The sequence below is a fragment of the Chryseobacterium balustinum genome (assembly GCF_900168205.1).
Classification (GTDB): domain Bacteria; phylum Bacteroidota; class Bacteroidia; order Flavobacteriales; family Weeksellaceae; genus Chryseobacterium; species Chryseobacterium balustinum.
Window position 1 is genome coordinate 38911 of the sequence record NZ_FUZE01000002.1, and the last position, 15943, is coordinate 54853.

13 protein-coding genes are annotated in these 15943 nt (G+C 32.8%); 5 read left to right on the top strand and 8 right to left on the bottom strand.

What is annotated here, in order from left to right:
- Positions 1-226: 226 nt before the first annotated feature.
- Positions 227-2326 carry a M13 family metallopeptidase gene (locus tag B5X64_RS03760; RefSeq protein WP_079464285.1) on the bottom strand — a complete coding sequence of 700 codons (2100 nt, stop codon included), beginning with the start codon at positions 2324-2326 and terminating at the stop codon, positions 227-229.
- A 122-nt stretch (positions 2327-2448) separates the two neighbouring features.
- Entirely contained in the window at positions 2449-3303 is an 855-nt protein-coding gene (locus B5X64_RS03765) for an AraC family transcriptional regulator (protein ID WP_079463986.1), read from the bottom strand.
- Between the two features lie 170 nt (positions 3304-3473).
- Here B5X64_RS03765 and B5X64_RS03770 point away from each other — a divergent pair, with 170 nt between their 5' ends.
- Positions 3474-4673 carry an MFS transporter gene (locus B5X64_RS03770; RefSeq protein ID WP_172459122.1) on the top strand — a complete coding sequence of 400 codons (1200 nt, stop codon included), beginning with the start codon at positions 3474-3476 and terminating at the stop codon, positions 4671-4673.
- A 42-nt stretch (positions 4674-4715) separates the two neighbouring features.
- Here B5X64_RS03770 and B5X64_RS03775 read toward each other — a convergent pair whose 3' ends face one another.
- The gene (locus tag B5X64_RS03775; RefSeq protein ID WP_079463987.1) at positions 4716-5096 is read right to left on the bottom strand and encodes a SpoIIAA family protein; all 381 of its coding nucleotides are present in this window, start codon (positions 5094-5096) and stop codon (positions 4716-4718) included.
- A 110-nt stretch (positions 5097-5206) separates the two neighbouring features.
- Here B5X64_RS03775 and B5X64_RS03780 point away from each other — a divergent pair, with 110 nt between their 5' ends.
- On the top strand, positions 5207-6412 hold the full coding sequence (locus B5X64_RS03780) for an NAD(P)/FAD-dependent oxidoreductase (RefSeq protein WP_079463988.1): 1206 nt from the start codon (positions 5207-5209) through the stop codon (positions 6410-6412).
- A 255-nt stretch (positions 6413-6667) separates the two neighbouring features.
- Here B5X64_RS03780 and B5X64_RS03785 read toward each other — a convergent pair whose 3' ends face one another.
- From B5X64_RS03785 to B5X64_RS03805, 5 genes are all read right to left on the bottom strand, one after another.
- The gene (locus B5X64_RS03785) at positions 6668-7861 is read right to left on the bottom strand and encodes a vWA domain-containing protein (protein ID WP_079463989.1); all 1194 of its coding nucleotides are present in this window, start codon (positions 7859-7861) and stop codon (positions 6668-6670) included.
- 300 nt (positions 7862-8161) lie between these two features.
- Positions 8162-9757: a DUF4139 domain-containing protein gene (locus B5X64_RS03790; RefSeq protein WP_079463990.1), complete on the bottom strand. Its 1596-nt coding sequence runs from the start codon at positions 9755-9757 to the stop codon at positions 8162-8164.
- A gap of 140 nt (positions 9758-9897) precedes the next feature.
- Positions 9898-10572: an SIMPL domain-containing protein gene (locus B5X64_RS03795; protein WP_079463991.1), complete on the bottom strand. Its 675-nt coding sequence runs from the start codon at positions 10570-10572 to the stop codon at positions 9898-9900.
- A 111-nt stretch (positions 10573-10683) separates the two neighbouring features.
- The gene (locus B5X64_RS03800) at positions 10684-11835 is read right to left on the bottom strand and encodes a hypothetical protein (RefSeq protein ID WP_228418729.1); all 1152 of its coding nucleotides are present in this window, start codon (positions 11833-11835) and stop codon (positions 10684-10686) included.
- A 10-nt stretch (positions 11836-11845) separates the two neighbouring features.
- Complete coding sequence (locus B5X64_RS03805; RefSeq protein WP_079463993.1) at positions 11846-12421, bottom strand: hypothetical protein; 576 nt, start codon at positions 12419-12421, stop codon at positions 11846-11848.
- 131 nt (positions 12422-12552) lie between these two features.
- Here B5X64_RS03805 and B5X64_RS03810 point away from each other — a divergent pair, with 131 nt between their 5' ends.
- The 3 genes from B5X64_RS03810 to B5X64_RS03820 are packed head-to-tail and all read left to right on the top strand — an operon-like array spanning position 12553 to position 15828.
- On the top strand, positions 12553-14319 hold the full coding sequence (locus B5X64_RS03810) for a histidine kinase (RefSeq protein WP_079463994.1): 1767 nt from the start codon (positions 12553-12555) through the stop codon (positions 14317-14319).
- A 9-nt stretch (positions 14320-14328) separates the two neighbouring features.
- Positions 14329-15054, top strand: a complete 726-nt coding sequence (locus tag B5X64_RS03815; protein WP_079463995.1) for a PA3715 family protein — start codon at positions 14329-14331, stop codon at positions 15052-15054.
- 39 nt (positions 15055-15093) lie between these two features.
- Complete coding sequence (locus tag B5X64_RS03820) at positions 15094-15828, top strand: LytR/AlgR family response regulator transcription factor (RefSeq protein WP_079463996.1); 735 nt, start codon at positions 15094-15096, stop codon at positions 15826-15828.
- Positions 15829-15943 lie beyond the last annotated feature (115 nt).

Genomic DNA, 15943 nt, shown 5'->3' on the forward strand with positions numbered 1-15943 from the left:
ATTGTTGATTTTGGTTTTGGATTAGCAAATTTTTGACCAATCCATTGCTTAAATTTATAAAAAAACTATAACATACAAAATTTTGTGAAGTTTTTTTTAAAATAATTCAATTCACCGATGATAATTAAATGATTATTAATACTTTTTGGCATCACTATTCTATGAAAAACAAATAAAAAAAACGCACCAAAATGATGCGTTTTAACAGTAAATTATTGTACAAAAATTACCAGATTTTAATTCTCTCAGCCGGAGCTTTATACAATTTATCTCCCGGTTTAATATCGAATGCTTTCATAAAAGAGTCCTGATTTACCAAAGGTCCAAATGCTCTGAAATATCCCGGTGAGTGCGGATCTGTCTTCACCTGATTCATCATATACTGATCGGTAGATTTGGTTCTCCAAACCGTTGCCCAACTCATAAAAAACCTCTGATCCTGATTAAATCCGCTAATCAAACCGACATCTCCTTTATCTTTTAAATACATTTGAAGCGCATCATAAGCAACCGCTACTCCACCTAAATCACCAATATTTTCACCGCTGGTAAATTTTCCGTTGACGAAACTTCCTTTTACCGGTTCGTAAGCGTTGTATTGAGCTGCTAATTGCCCCACTTTTGCATCAAAATTCTTACGATCCTGATCGGTCCACCAATTATTCAAATTTCCATCACCGTCAAATCTTGAACCACTATCATCAAAACCATGAGAAATTTCATGACCAATCACCGCTCCGATTCCACCGAAATTCACCGCAGCATCAGCTTTTGGATTGTAAAAAGGTGGCTGTAGAATTGCAGCAGGGAAAACAATTTCGTTATTTGAACCGCTGTAATATGCATTTACAGTTTGTGGAGACATTCCCCACTCAGTTTTATCGACAGGTTTTCCTACTTTTTCTAAGCTTTTCTGATATTGCCAAGCGGAAACATTTTGTAAGTTGGAATATAATGTAGCACCTTGAGCTGGAGCTTCTACTTTCAATTTAGAATAATCTTTCCACTGATCTGGATAAGCAATTTTTACGGTAAATTTCGATAGTTTTTCCTGAGCTTTCACTTTGGTTTCCGGCGACATCCAATCCATATCATTGATGTGCGTTTTGAAAGATTTTAAAATGTAATCAATGTACATTTCCATCTGCTGTTTAGATTCGGGAGTAAAATATTTATCAACATATAATTTCCCGAAAGCTTCACCTAAAATACTGTTTACAAGCGCCAAACCTCTTTTATCCATCGCACGCTGTTCTTTTTGCCCCTGAAGATATTTAGAGTAAAAATCGAAACGTATATTATCTAAGCTGTCACCCAAATTACTTGCATTCCCATTAATGATATGGTATTTCAGATAATCTTTCAGCAACGGCAGGTTTTTCTGATTGATAAACTGATCCATATTTTGGTAATATTTCAGCTCACCAACGATTACTTTATCAGTATTTACGCCTGCATCTTTCAGATATTTAGCCAAATTTACATTTTTCACCAAACCAGAAAGCTCATTTACATTTTTAGGATTATATCTTAAATTGGCATCTCTGTTCTGCTCTAAAGTCAGTAAATAATTTGCTAATTGCTTTTCAAAATCAACTACATTTTTTGCAGCAGCATCTGAATTCTTATATCCTAAAACAACAAACAATTTAGCTACATAATTTTGATATTCTGCTAATGTTTTGGTATTGGCTTCGTTTACCTTTTGGTAATAATCTCTTCCTAAACCAAGGTCAGGACCTCCAAGATATACTGCATTCATTTTAGAATTCTTCATATCTGCCCCTACTCTCCATCCGTAGAATGAATTGTCACTCAATTTTGTTGCATCTAAAAGGTATTTCTGAAGGTCATTAATATTTTTAATCGCATCAACTTTAGCTAAATCAGATTTTATCGGAGAAATTCCAGCAGCATTTCTCTTTTCAACATCCATAAAAGATGCATACAGATTTTGAATTTTTTGTCCTTCTGAACCTTCTGCATATTTCTCGGTTAAAATTTTATTTAAAATATCAAGCGACGCATCATCTACATTTTCTCTCAATGCATTGAAAGAGCCCCAACTTGCTTTATCAGAAGGAATCTGAGTTTCTTTCACCCAGTTTCCGTTTACATAACTGAAGAAATCATCCTGCGGGCGAACCGTTTTATCCATATAAGATAAATTGATTCCGTTTTCAGGATAGATGGTAAGCGAAGAATTCTCAACAACGATATTTGTTGGAGTTTTTTCTACGGTCGCAGTGGTATTTTTGGTAGTTCCACAAGAATTTAAGAATACAATACCAGAAAATGCAAGTACTGCAATATTTAGCTTTTTCATTAAAATAATTTTGAAGTGTAAAACAGTTTTATCAAATATAAGAATTTTGGTGGACATGCTTATATTACCCAATATCTCGCAAATTAGTGCACATAAAGTCTGTCTAATCCGTGGGAAAAACATTAATTTTCGATCTTACTCAAATGTTTTTTCTTAAAAGCTGTAGGAGTTTCTCCCATGTAATTTTTGAATAATTTATTAAAGTAAGAAATGCTTTCAAAACCAACCTGAAAGCAAACTTCTGTAATGCATAAATTCTGTAACAACAACATTTTTGCCTGATTGATTCTGTAATTATTCACAAAATCGGTAAAAGTCATATTCGTTTGTTTTTTAAAATACCTACAAAAGGCTGGCGTACTCAAACTTACCATCTCAGCAATAACGTTCACATTGGGATTTTTGTCATAGTTTTCGTTGATGTAATCATAAATAGTTCCCATCCTGATCTTATCATTTAAGAACCATTTTATTCTGGTGTCTTCATTATTCAATTCTTTGACTTCATTTGATTGGGCTAAAATTTGTAGAATTTCAATTAAACCCATAAAAGAGACAAATGAATTTTCATTTTTAATCTGATGTAGTTTTTCAACGACAATCATTTTAGTTTCTCCTGAAAATGATAATCCCAGATAAGAACGTTCGAGCAAATTTTTAATACTATCGAATTCCGGAATTGGGAAAATAAGTTCCTGCAGAAAATTTTCTCTCATTTGCAAAACGAGCTGCTTGCATTCGGTATGAATTTTATAGTCAAAATTAAGATGCGGAACATTTGAACCAATCAATAACAATTCGCTGTCTTTAAAATCTGAAATATTTTTCCCAACATGACGGATTCCTTTGCAGGCTTCTACATAAACAAGTTCGATTTCGGGATGATAATGCCAGAAAAAACAGTCTTTTAATGAAGGAGAAAAAAGTTTAAAAGACTTTCCTTCTTCAAACTGAATAATTTCTTTCTGAATTTTCATTAGGTTCTATTTTGATTAATATTCAATTTAAATTAAAATAAAAAAGTTAATATAGAGCAAATTTATATCATTTCTGTTAAAGTTTAAATGATTATTTCTATCGAAATTTGCGCTTTAAAAAGAAGCAATGAATAATTGCGTGGATCAGGTTTATTTTTAAATAATTTAAAATGCAGATTGATAAAAGAATTATTCCACTTGCCATAGGTGGTTTGGGAATAGGAACAACAGAGTTTACAATCATGGGATTGCTTCCCGATCTGGCAAGAAGTTTACAGATCAGTATTCCGGAAGCAGGTCATTTGATCTCTGCGTATGCTTTTGGTGTTGTTGTAGGAGCACCTCTTTTAATAGGATATTCGGTGAAATTTCCACCTAAAAAAGTGTTGATTGTATTAATGATGATTTTCACATTATTTAATGCGTTATCTGCAATTGCTCCCGATTACAATACGATGATGATTATCCGTTTCTTATCCGGACTTCCTCATGGAGCATTTTTCGGAGTTGGAACCGTTGTTGCAACAAGAATGGCAGCAAAGGGGAAAGAAGCTTTTTATATTTCACTCATGTTTACAGGATTAACGGTTGCGAATTTAGCGATGGTTCCTTTGGTAACTTATATTGGCCATATGTTTCATTGGAGATGGTATTTTGCAATTGTTGGGGTCATAGGCCTGATTGCTTTATTATTTTTAAAACTTTGGCTTCCTGCAATAGATGCGAATCAGGATACTCATTTTAAAGAAGAAATTAAATTCCTAAAAAGAAAACAGGCTTGGTTGGTTTTGGCGATCACAGCAATTGGTTTTGGCGGACTTTTTACCTGGTTTAGTTATATCACCCCATTAATGACCGTCGTTTCTGGGATTGCAGAAAGCAGTATGGCATATGTAATGATTCTTGCAGGTGCAGGAATGGTAGTCGGAAATCTTGTTGGAGGATATCTATCTGATCGATTAAGCCCTGAAAAAACCTGTATCTTATTACTTGCATTGATGATGCTCTCTTTATGTGGTGTATTTTTCCTTTCAGAATATCAATCTATTTCTTTGGGATTAACTTTCATTTGTGGTGCATTATCAATGTCTGTGGCTGCGCCAATCAATATTATGATGATGAAAGCTGCACCGAAAAGCGAAATGATGGCTGCTGCATTTATGCAGGCTGCGTTTAATATTGCCAATGCAATGGGCGCATTTTTAGGAGGAATTCCTTTAGAAAACGGTCTTTCATATAATTATCCTTCGCTAGTCGGAGTGTTTATGACTTTAATTGGTCTGATCATCAGTGTGCGTTATATGTATCTCTACCGCTCCAATAATATTGTGGACGACTTGAAATTAGAAACTGCGAATTGCGACAAATAAAAGAACTAAAAAAGAGAAGCAATTGCTTCTCTTTTTTATTAACTAACTTTTAACTTCGTTACCGTTTTGACACCAGTATAATGCATTATAAAGATTTTCTTTCGGAAAAGATTTAAATTCTCCAGGCATCAAAACACTGAAAATATCTGTAAAATTCTGTACTCCTTCTTTATCGGTTACAATAGCTGCTCTGTTCCATTTCGTAATATTTTTTATACCTAAAAGTGCATCCTGAAGCCAGGCTCCCATCGTAAAATTACTTAAATCGGTATCTAAATAAAGGAGGTAATTTAATTCATCAAATTGTTCTATTTTACTCTTCACATAAGGAATGACAAGATTCTCAAAATCTTCTCTTGTTACTTCACCAGTTGCATTGAAGGCTGCTACATTTTCCGGAGCATCATTAAGTATTGTTATCATAATTTATATTTTAAATGGTTTTGGTGATTTTATTTTATCAATAATTAAACCATAATTAATGAATAGGTCTATTTAAGGCTCAATTATTGCTCATATTTTGAAAAAACTCTATGGACTTGAAATCTAACGAACCTTTCTGGCTTTTGAAAAATGGTTTATTATCTTCCTATCCTTCCCTAAAATCTGATGAAGAATGTGATGTTCTTATTATTGGCGGTGGAATTACCGGAAGTCTTATTGCTCATCAAATGATAAAAGACGGATACCAAACTATTTTGATTGATAAACGCGAAATCTGCAACGGAAGTACCTCAGCGACAACCTCAATGTTGCAGTATGAAATTGATACTCCGCTTTACGAATTGATTGAAATGATTGGCGAAAAAGGTGCGGTAGAAAGTTACAAAGCCTGTTCAAAATCTATAGACGATCTGGAAAAGCTTACAAAAGAAATAAAAGCCCGATCTGGTTTTAAAAGAAAACAGTCTTTATATTTTGCTTCGAAAAAGAAAGATGCAATTTGGCTTGAGAAAGAATATGTTGCCCGGAAAAAAGCAGGATTTGATGTGACTTGGTTGGGTATTGAAGACATTGAAGAAAAATTCGGATTTCAGAATACTTACGGTGGTATATTATCTAAACAAGGCGCAAGTATTGATGCCTTTAAATTTGCTCATGAGCTGCTAAGATTTAATACAAAAAAAGGACTGAAAATATTTGATAAAACCGAAATGAAATCGGTAAAATATTTAAGAGATCATAATTTAGCTTTAACAACTGATGGTTTTAATATTAAAGCTAAAAAAATTATTTACTGCGTTGGTTATGAAAGTTCAACAATGATTAAAGAACATTTTGTTGATTTGAAAAGCACGTTTGCAGTAGTTTCTGAAGTTGACAATAATAAATTTAAAAATATAGAACATACTCTCGTTTGGAATACCGATGATCCCTACATTTATATGCGATCTACAGACGACGAAAGACTACTGATCGGTGGTGGTGACGAAGATTTTTCTGATCCAGAAAAGAGAGATTCTTTATTGAACAAAAAAGAAAAAGAAATTTTAAAAAACCTGAAAAGAATAAAACCTGATTACCAGTTTTACACCGATTTTGTGTGGGCGGGAACCTTCGGTGAAACGAAAGACGGACTTCCGTACATCGGACCTCACGACAATTTTAAAAACTCGTATTTTGTTTTAGGATTTGGTGGAAACGGAATTACTTTTTCGGTTACAGGAATGGAAATGGCTTCCGCTTTTATGAAGAATAAAAAACACAAGCTTTCTGAATATTTTAAATTTGGAAGATAACTTTATTTTAAAATTTAGCGTTTTAAAAATAACTGAAAAGTTTCGGGGTTTGGCAAAGCCAAACCCCGAAACGAAATAAACAATACTAACATTCACATCACTGTTTCACGGAACTGGTGTTTGAGACCAATTCTTTTGCTACTTTTGTTGATAGGATTTTATCCTATCCTTTATTAGGTCGTCCCTTTGGGACTTTCGAACATCAATAAATAAAAAATAATTTCAAACTCGAATCCTATATCTCGGAACCGAAAACTAAAAACTATATCCGTTCTTTTTCGCCAATTCTATAATAGATCTTTCAATCGCTTTTCCTAGATCATCACCTTCAGAGCTTCCTCTTTTTGTTGTTTCAACATCAATAAATTCCTGTCTTTTTTTCGCTAAAACTTCAATTTCTTTTTGAATTTTGTCTCGGTCTGCAGATTTTTGAGCCACAATTTTCTGAATTTCATCTTTGCTTTTCCCTTTTAATTCAGAAGGTAATTCCTCCTCTTTTATTGATGAAATATAAGCTTTGTCTTTTTCAACTTTATCCACCAAATCCCAATGATCATTTTTGTAAGCATTTTTCTTTGATTTGCTTACGGCTCTTTCAACAGCATTAGAAGCGGATTGCATTTCTGCATTTGAATCTTGAGTTGTTTGCTTGTTTTTCATTTCAAAGCCACGTCGTCCGTAAGAGATATAAGTGTCATTCAGTTTAGAATTGTACTGCGAAATTTTCACATCATAAGGCGTTTCAATATAAATCACTTTTTGGTCGCTGTCGATATTAAAATACTTTCCGTCTCCTAAGCTCGCTCCGTTTTGCCAATGAGATTGAATGCCTTCTTCACGGCTTCCGCAGAAGATCGTATTCGTGTAAATGTTTTTGGTTTTAGCTTTAGAAATCACATCTTTATAACTAATTTTCCCCTGATCAAAAGGCTCATTTCCGGCAATGTAAATCAGTTTCATGCTTTTTTCGTTTCCTTCCCATTTCAAATTGGATGATGCATCACGAATGACCGCTCCACAATATTCATTTCCGCCATTGGTTCTAAGAGCAAAAAGTTTTTCTGAAACCAAATCCAGATCCTGTGTAAGCGGAGTTACTTGTCTGATGTAATTTTCATCCTGCAATCCGTCATTTCCATATTCATAAAGAGCAATTTCCACCTGTGGAGCTTGTCCGTTGTATTTTAAAGTCGTCAACGTATTGACGATATTCCAAAGTCTTGATTTTGCCTGGTCTATTAAACCATCCATACTGTTGGAAGTGTCCAAAAGCAAAGCGACCTGAATTTTACTATCTTTCGAAACAAGAATTTGTGGTTGATTTGAAATGTTACTTTCTACAATTTCTCTCTCGTTACCTTTGCTGCTGCAACGATTATCTGAAATTTTACCTGCACTCAAAAAAGCAAATACACTTGCTGTTACTGTTAAAACTTTTAATGTGTTCATATTGTATGTTTTTAATGATTTTTACTAAATCTTTTTTGTTGGTATTCGCAAAGGCCCAAGAATTTTAATATAATTTAAAGGCGCAAGGATTTTATCTTCGATAAAATTTATTAGCAATTTCTAAATGAAAATCTTCCGTCACACTGAGCGAAGTCGAAGTGATCTTGCGTCTTAAAAACAGCTTGTTTTTCCTAAAACCTTTGCGATTAATAACTTTTTTTAATAGGACTTCATTCTTTAGAAAATCGTCCCTTCAGGACTCTCTCAACTGCACTCAGACTCTCAAACCCTCAAACTTAATTAACGACTGTAATACTGAATCTGCATTTCCTTCGGATATTTTACTTCATAAGAGAAATTGATTTTTTCTGAAGCTCCGCTGTTGATTTTTCTGTTCCAAAGAACACTTCCGGTTTTGTCATCATAGCTTCCGTCTTCGATATTTAAAGTTTTCACTGTGATTTTCTGATTTTCACTTAATGGAATTTGATCTAAAATTTCCAGTTCAATACTTTCTTTTGTGTTGTTTCTGATAGATATTTCGTAAGATTCTGTTTCCCATTTATTAGAGTTGAAATATTTTTGGGCGGTTTTATCTTCAAGTTTAATACGTTTTACCACGATTCTTTCATCAACTCCAAGAGAAATTGGGAACTCATCTTTTACATAATTGCTTGTAATATTGGTTTTTCCGATATAGTTATCTTCAAAATAAATATTCGCTTCACCCGTAATTAGATTTAAATTCTGCCAATTTTTTATGAATGCCATTAAGAAGACCTGATTGTTCAGTTTCGGAACCGTGTGATACTTGAAATTAGCTTCGACATTTTTCTTATCTAAAATCACATATTGTTCTTTTTCCTGACTCACGATGGTTTGATTGTAATTCAATTCATACAAAATATTCATCTGATTATCCGAAACCGTTGCAACAGGAATCTGACTTGGTGCAGCAACTTCAGCTCGCATTTGATAAGAATTTGAAAGTTCAGCTTTTGCCTTTTTCTCATAACCTACTTTTGCATCTTCATTATTGTAAGCGGCATATTCAGCAACATATAAAGGCGATAAAATCGGTCTGTTTTGGTTGTAAGAAGGTCTGTAAGTGGACACGAAAAGTTTCACATTGTTCCAGTCTTGTCCGGTTTTCTGATAAATTTTTCCTTTGTAGACAATTTCTAAAGGTTTTTTTGTAGACTGTGCTCTTAAATCATAAGAAGGAATCCAACCTGCATTAGAAACGATATAGCTTACGCCGAGATTCAGATTCATTTCATTTTCAGCGAGAATTTCAAGTAAAAGTTCTTTTCTGTTTTGTGTTTTATGAGTCTGTTCTTCGGCAAATTGCTTGTTGATTTTAGCAATGCTTTCATCAAACGTAGTTTTTTGCTCATTCAGAAGAAAAACCTGATTGTCGATTTCCAGCATTCTCTTTCTGTAAAATTCAGTCAGTTTTATCAACTGTTCCTGCGGAGTCGATTTATCATTCGTTGAAACTTTAAGATTATCATTAATGATATTTTGTTCGCCCGTCAGATTTTTAATCTGAATATTTAGTAAATTGACCTGTCTCTGAAATTTTTTTCTTTCATCATCCAGTTTTTTTTCGCCGTCAGTCAGTTCATCATTTTTGAGATAATTACTTTGTGGGGTAATTGATAAAAGCGTTGTGTTTTTTTCAAGATTGATTTTGTACGTGTTTTCATCTAAATCATTCGGAAGGTTAATGATTTTCACGGTGTTTCTTCCTTTTTGGAGAGTAACGTTTGTGCTTCCGAAAACTTTCGCTCCCTGCAGAAATACAGTCGCCTGTTTTACGTCGATTTCTTTTTTAATTTCCTGAGATTTAAAAAACGAAACCATCAAAATGAGTATTAAAATAGAGTGTCGCATTGTTTATTGTTTTAAAGTTCTACAGTAAAATTACTTTGATTAGAAACCGAAAATCTGAAGACTTGGTGAACTGAGGTTTTCACTTGGTGGAAGTTTTTAAGCGAAAAAAAGACAGCCATTTCTGACTGCCTCTTAAAAAACTAAAGAATTTCGTATTTTGTTTTGATGCTGTATTTCAGCTTGATATTTTCGATGTTGTCGAACGAATAATCCATACTTTGGTCGGCTGCTTCCAACTGTACATTCGCCATTTTGCTTCTGTAAGCAACGGGAAGAATAGAATCGCTCATGTAATCTTCAATTTCTGTAATCTCAATCGCATCTCCGGCCTTTTTATTGATGCTTCCCAAAAGATAATCTGCTTTCTCTTTCGCAGCTTTTAAGGCATTAATTTTAACCGTTTTTCTGAAATCTGCAATTTTTGTGTTTTTGATTTCTGCAATGTTCAGATTGCTTACCCATTTCTGATTAAGGTCTTCAAAAAGCTTACTCACATTGGTTTTCGCATTAACTTTAAACTGAAAACTCTTGGTAAACTTCGTTGTTTTCGAATATAAATTCTGGTACATCGATTTAAATTTAATGTCTTCATTTTTTACACCGTTGTTTTTCAGTGTTTCAAATAAAAGTTTTTCGCTGTCTGCCAATTGATTTTTGTTGTCGGCTTTTATACCGATACTAAAGATGATTTCATCCGGTTCTACTTCCATTTCGGCAACTCCTGTTACTTCAATTGCATTTTTCTTTACTTCCTGCGCATTCATCAAACTTCCTGCTGCAAAGATTCCTACTAATAAAAGGTGTTTAAATTTCATATTGTTTATTTTAAATTTCTAAAGTAAAATTACCACGATTTGAAACTGAAATTTTGGAAACTTGGTGAACCGAGCTTTTCACTTGGTGAAAATATTTGATAGGATTACCTGTTAATCAACCAAGATGTGAAATTTGTCCTGCAATGCATTCATTCCTTTATCATTAATAGCTTTAGCATGAATCACTTGATTATTAAAAGAAAAAATAATTGTACTGTCTTTATTATTTTCCACGAATAAATGTCTGGAAATATGATGTTGATTATCTTCAAGAATCATTTGATGATTAAAAGAAATATCATAATGAAAAGAAGTCATCTTTTCTGAAGATTTTTCCATAAAAATCAGGTATTGGTCTTTATGAAAGAATAAATATTGATAAGGACTTTCGGAAGAAGTTACTTGATAAGCTCCCCTTAAATTGAATGAACTATCTTTATTTTCTGCATCAAAATTATTATTGAAATATGGTATTCCGATTTTTATAAATACAGTTCCTAAAATAAGAATCTTAAAAAAGGTTTTATAAGGAAGAAATAAAGTTTGGTCAAAAAAAGTTTTTTTTGGTAGACTAATCAATTTAAGAATAAGTTCCCATCCGTTTTTTCTGACCAAAAATAGGCTCATTAAAAGTAAAATCAGTGAAAATAATTTTACAGAAATATCAAAACTAATATTGATGATTAATATCTGAGCGAAGCTAATAATTGCCAATAATAATCCTAAAAACCGAGTGCGTTTGAATAACAACAAAACTCCTGAAAAAAATTCAATTGAACCCATGATGATATTATAAATTTTAGACGTTCCAATCGTACTCCAGAATAAAATATCTTTGTCTAAATTACCGAATCTTGTAAACAGAATATTCGGTTCAGGTTCGGGAAATTGAGCTTTAAAAATTTTATCAATACCATATTTTATCAGAATAACAGAAATATAAATTACACAAACATATCCTGTTATTGATAAAAATATTTCCATCCATTTTTTCTTGATAAGGAAACTAAAAATTGTCGATGTAAGAAGTAAAATGATGATTAAAACCAACATCGAATAACTATCTGAACTGTAATCTATTCTGCTATTCTTGTTATTGAATAAAAATTCTAATATAAAACCAGTAAAATCTCCAAAAATAAAATCCGTAATTTTTAACTGGAAATCGTTTAAAAAACTCAACGGAAAAAATAGAATGAATTGCAGAAAAAAAACACCGCAAAAAACAGTAACCTGTCTAAAAAGCATTGATTTAAATTTCACAAAAATGCTGTTAACGATTTTTTCTATAAATAAAAACAGACGCAAACACAGCAATACTTAAAACAAGCAAATACATGATTTCTTCTTTTGATTTAAAACTTTTTACTTCAGCCGTTTTTATTACTTTCTTAGAGGTAATCGGCTTATATTCTTTCGTTTTCTTGTCATATTTCAGAAAAACGGTACTGTCTAAATCATTTTGAAAATTGTAATCTCTTTTTAATTCTTTTTTTACAGCTTCTATATTTTCCTGGGAAAAAACGGGATGATTGTAAACAGTATCTCTTCCCGGTTTCCACTTTTCAGGATTTGCGTTTCCTCTTATTTTACAGTAGCTAGAAGTAACAATGACGCTTTTTTTATCATCAATAATAATCACACTATCCAATTTTGAGTTGGTTACATATCTTTCCGGTTTCATTCCAAGATTAGAATAATTTGTATTAAAACGGTCTTCCACAATACTTTTTTCAAAATATTTCATATCTCCGCTGTGGCTTTTGTAGGATATTAATTTGGTCTGAGAAAAAATCTGGCAACTTGAAAATACCAGTGCGAAATGAACTAAATAGGATAAATTTTTCATGAGAATTAAGTTTAAATTATATCACAAACTTAATCGTCTTTTAAAAGCTGTTTGAAGTCAACTTGGTCAACGTTGCTTTTCACTTGGTGAATAGTTTTTGGGTAAACTATATATATGTATATCTTTGTTTTATGAATTTAGTTCGGTTTTTTGTGTTGGTTTTTATGATTTCTGTGAATAATCTTTATTCGCAAAGTAAGGAGACGCAGGAAGTTGTAGCAGAAACGTCAAAACTGAAAAAAGCAGTCGAAACAAAAAACGAATCTGCAGAAGCCGAATCTTATTACAATATCGGCGAAACATTTTTTAATGATAGAAATTTTTCTAAAAGTGAAGAGTATTTTATAAAATCTAAAAATATCTACGAAAAGCTTAATGACAAGCAAAATCTCGAAAAAGTAATCCGAAAACTGGCGCAGTCTCAGGAAAATCAAAATAAGCTGAAATCTGCGCAAAGCAACTACCAAAAAGCTTCAAAAATTGGATATTCTAAATCAAAAAGAAGTTTAAATGCTAATGACGCGTCAAGACTTTCTTCTCCGGCGCCAGAAAATAAAGCGGATGCTATTCTGAGTAATATTCAGATTAGCGAAAAGGAAAACAATAAACAAGATCTTGCCGCAAGCTACAGTCAAATGGCAGATGTAAATATTGAAAATAAAAATATTCCGAAAGCCGAAGAAAACCTCAATACAGCGTATCAGATTTCAAAAGAACAGGCGCCGCAACAGGCTTTGGCAATCAATCAGAAATTAACCAATTTTTATGTCGACAATAAAGATTTTGACAAAGCAATAGAAGCCAAAAAATCTGTTTTAAAAGAAAATTTTGTTAAGGAAAATTCTCAGAAAAAAGTAGAGCAGATTCAGGAACTGGCAGAAATTTACATCAAAAAAAATGATCCGAAAGAAGCGATTGTTTTGTTGAAAAATGCTTATGACATTGCCTTACAGAAAGGTCATACTCTTGAAGCGCAGAAAAGTGTAAAAAAACTTGACAGTCTTTATAATATTTCAGAAAATACAGATGCTTCTGTGAAATTATATCGCGATTTTCTTGGAAAATTACCTGATTTGGTCTCCAAAGACAGAAGTTTAGTTGATAATAAAATCCTTGAAGATACCGAACAGAAAATTTCTCAACTTCTGCAAGAAAAGAAATTGAAAGATGAGCTAATTCGCAAGAAAAACATTTTCAATTACAGTTTAATTGGAGTGTTGGTTTTACTGACGGGTTTAATAATTTTCATCTTCAGAACTCTGAAAAAAGTTCAGATTAAAAACAAAAAAATTGCGTTGCAATCGCTTCGTCGTGAGATGAATCCGCACTTTATTTTTAACAGTTTAAATTCTGTCAATCATTTTATTGCAACCAATAATGAACTGGAAGCCAATCAATATTTAACCAAATTTTCAAAATTAATGCGTGGCGTCATGGAAAATTCCAGTGAAGATTTTATACCGTTTCAGCAGGAATTAGATTTGCTTCAGAATTATTTAGCTTTAGAAAAAACACGTTTTGCCGATAAATTTGACTACGAAATTGAAGTGGATGAAAGTTTAAATACTCAAAATCTAAAAGTTCCGGGAATGTTGATACAGCCATTTTTGGAAAATGCAGTTTGGCACGGCTTAAGATACAGAACAGATAAGGGATTTTTAAGTTTAGAATTCACAAAAAACAACGGCTTGCTGAAAATTACCATTAAAGATAACGGGATAGGAATAGAAGAAAGCAAAAAGCAAAAAACAGAACACCAAAAAACACGTGAAGGACGCGGAATGAAAAATACTCTGGAAAGAATCAGACTGCTGAATGATTTGTACAAGAAAAATATTATCTGTACGGTAAAAGATTCTGAAAACGGAGTTTTTGTTGAGGTTTCAATGATAATTTAATAGAAAAAAATGATGGAATTATATAAAAAAACAGCAGCATTTTTATTGCTATTGATCACGTTTTCTTTGTCGGCTCAGCAATACGCTGATGCGAGATATGGAGTTGTTTTGAAACAATTACAACTTAATTCTTCTGAGGTTCACAATGAACTCTACACTGAAAAGAAAATGCCCAACATTCAAGATTCTTATATTATTGTAGTGCCTGTTTTGTTGGGGAAACTTGAAGCTGATGGATTTTCTGTAAAAAATACGATACTAATTACCGATGTTCAGGGAAAAATCAATAGCAAATATATTGATGATACAGAGTTCGGATCTGATGCTATCATGTTGGATAGTTTTACAATAGATACAGGACTTTATAAGCTAAATTCCAACATTCGGGCTTTTGGAATTACTGCCAATTATCACGGCAGCAGCAGACCCAATCCATACTCTTCTTCCGATATTTCATTGTATTATCCCGAAGGCAAAACTTTGCAAAAAGTTCTTGATGGTTATAATTTGAAAACATACAGCGGCGAATGGGATATGAATTGTTCAGGAGAATTTGACAAAGATAATTCGGTCATTATTGTTGATCAAGTGAAAACGAATGGTTTTAACAATCTTAAAATTAAAACTGAAAGTAATCATATAATAAGTAAAGAGGTCAGTGGAGAATGTACCGAAGATAAAACTTCAAAAATTTCGAATAAAACCTTGAAATTTAATAAATCTGTTTACAAATAAATCCTGCTTCCTACAATCTGCAACCTAAAACCTAATAAGATGAAAATAAAATCAGTAATCGTAGACGACGAAAAAATTGCAAGAGAAGTTCTGAGGAATTATCTCACAAAATACTGTCCGCAAATCGAGATTCTGGGAGAAGCTGAAAATATAAAAGATGCTGTTCCTCTGATCGCAGAGATGCAGCCGCAACTGGTTTTTTTGGATGTAGAAATGCCTTTCGGAAATGCTTTTGATGTGTTGGAAGCAACGAAAGAGTTCTCGTACGAAACTATTTTTATCACGGCATTTTCGCAATATTCTTTGCAGGCTTTAAACAAATCTGCGAGTTATTATATTTTAAAACCCATCGATATTCAGGAATTGATTTTAGCAGTGAATAAAGTGGCAGAAAGTATTGAAAAGAAAGACGAGTTAAACCGAAACAAAATCCTCCTCGAAAATTTAAAATTAAAACCCGAAAAACAACAGTTGATTCTCCCGACATTACAAGGTTTTGACGTCGTAAAAACGGAGGACATTGTAAGACTTCAGGCTGATGGAAATTTTACGCAGGTTTATCTTACAGACGGTTCAAAGAAGATGGTTTGCAGGTTTTTAAAGCATTTTGATGACTTGCTTGAAAATCCTTTCGTTAGAGTTCACCGATCACACATTATCAATACCCATTTTGTAAAATCGTATCATAAAAGTGGAACGGCAACTTTGTCTGATAACTCCGAAATTGAAGTTTCAGGAAGTTTTAAAGAACAGTTTCTGAAAGTTTTTTCTTGATTTTTATGGCAGCTTTTCCGCCTTCCACTCCCGCTTTTTTGTTTCACAAAAAGAGCTCCGTTCAAGTCGGGCTGCTGCAATTCGATGCTGCAATTACATTGAAAGGCATCATTTT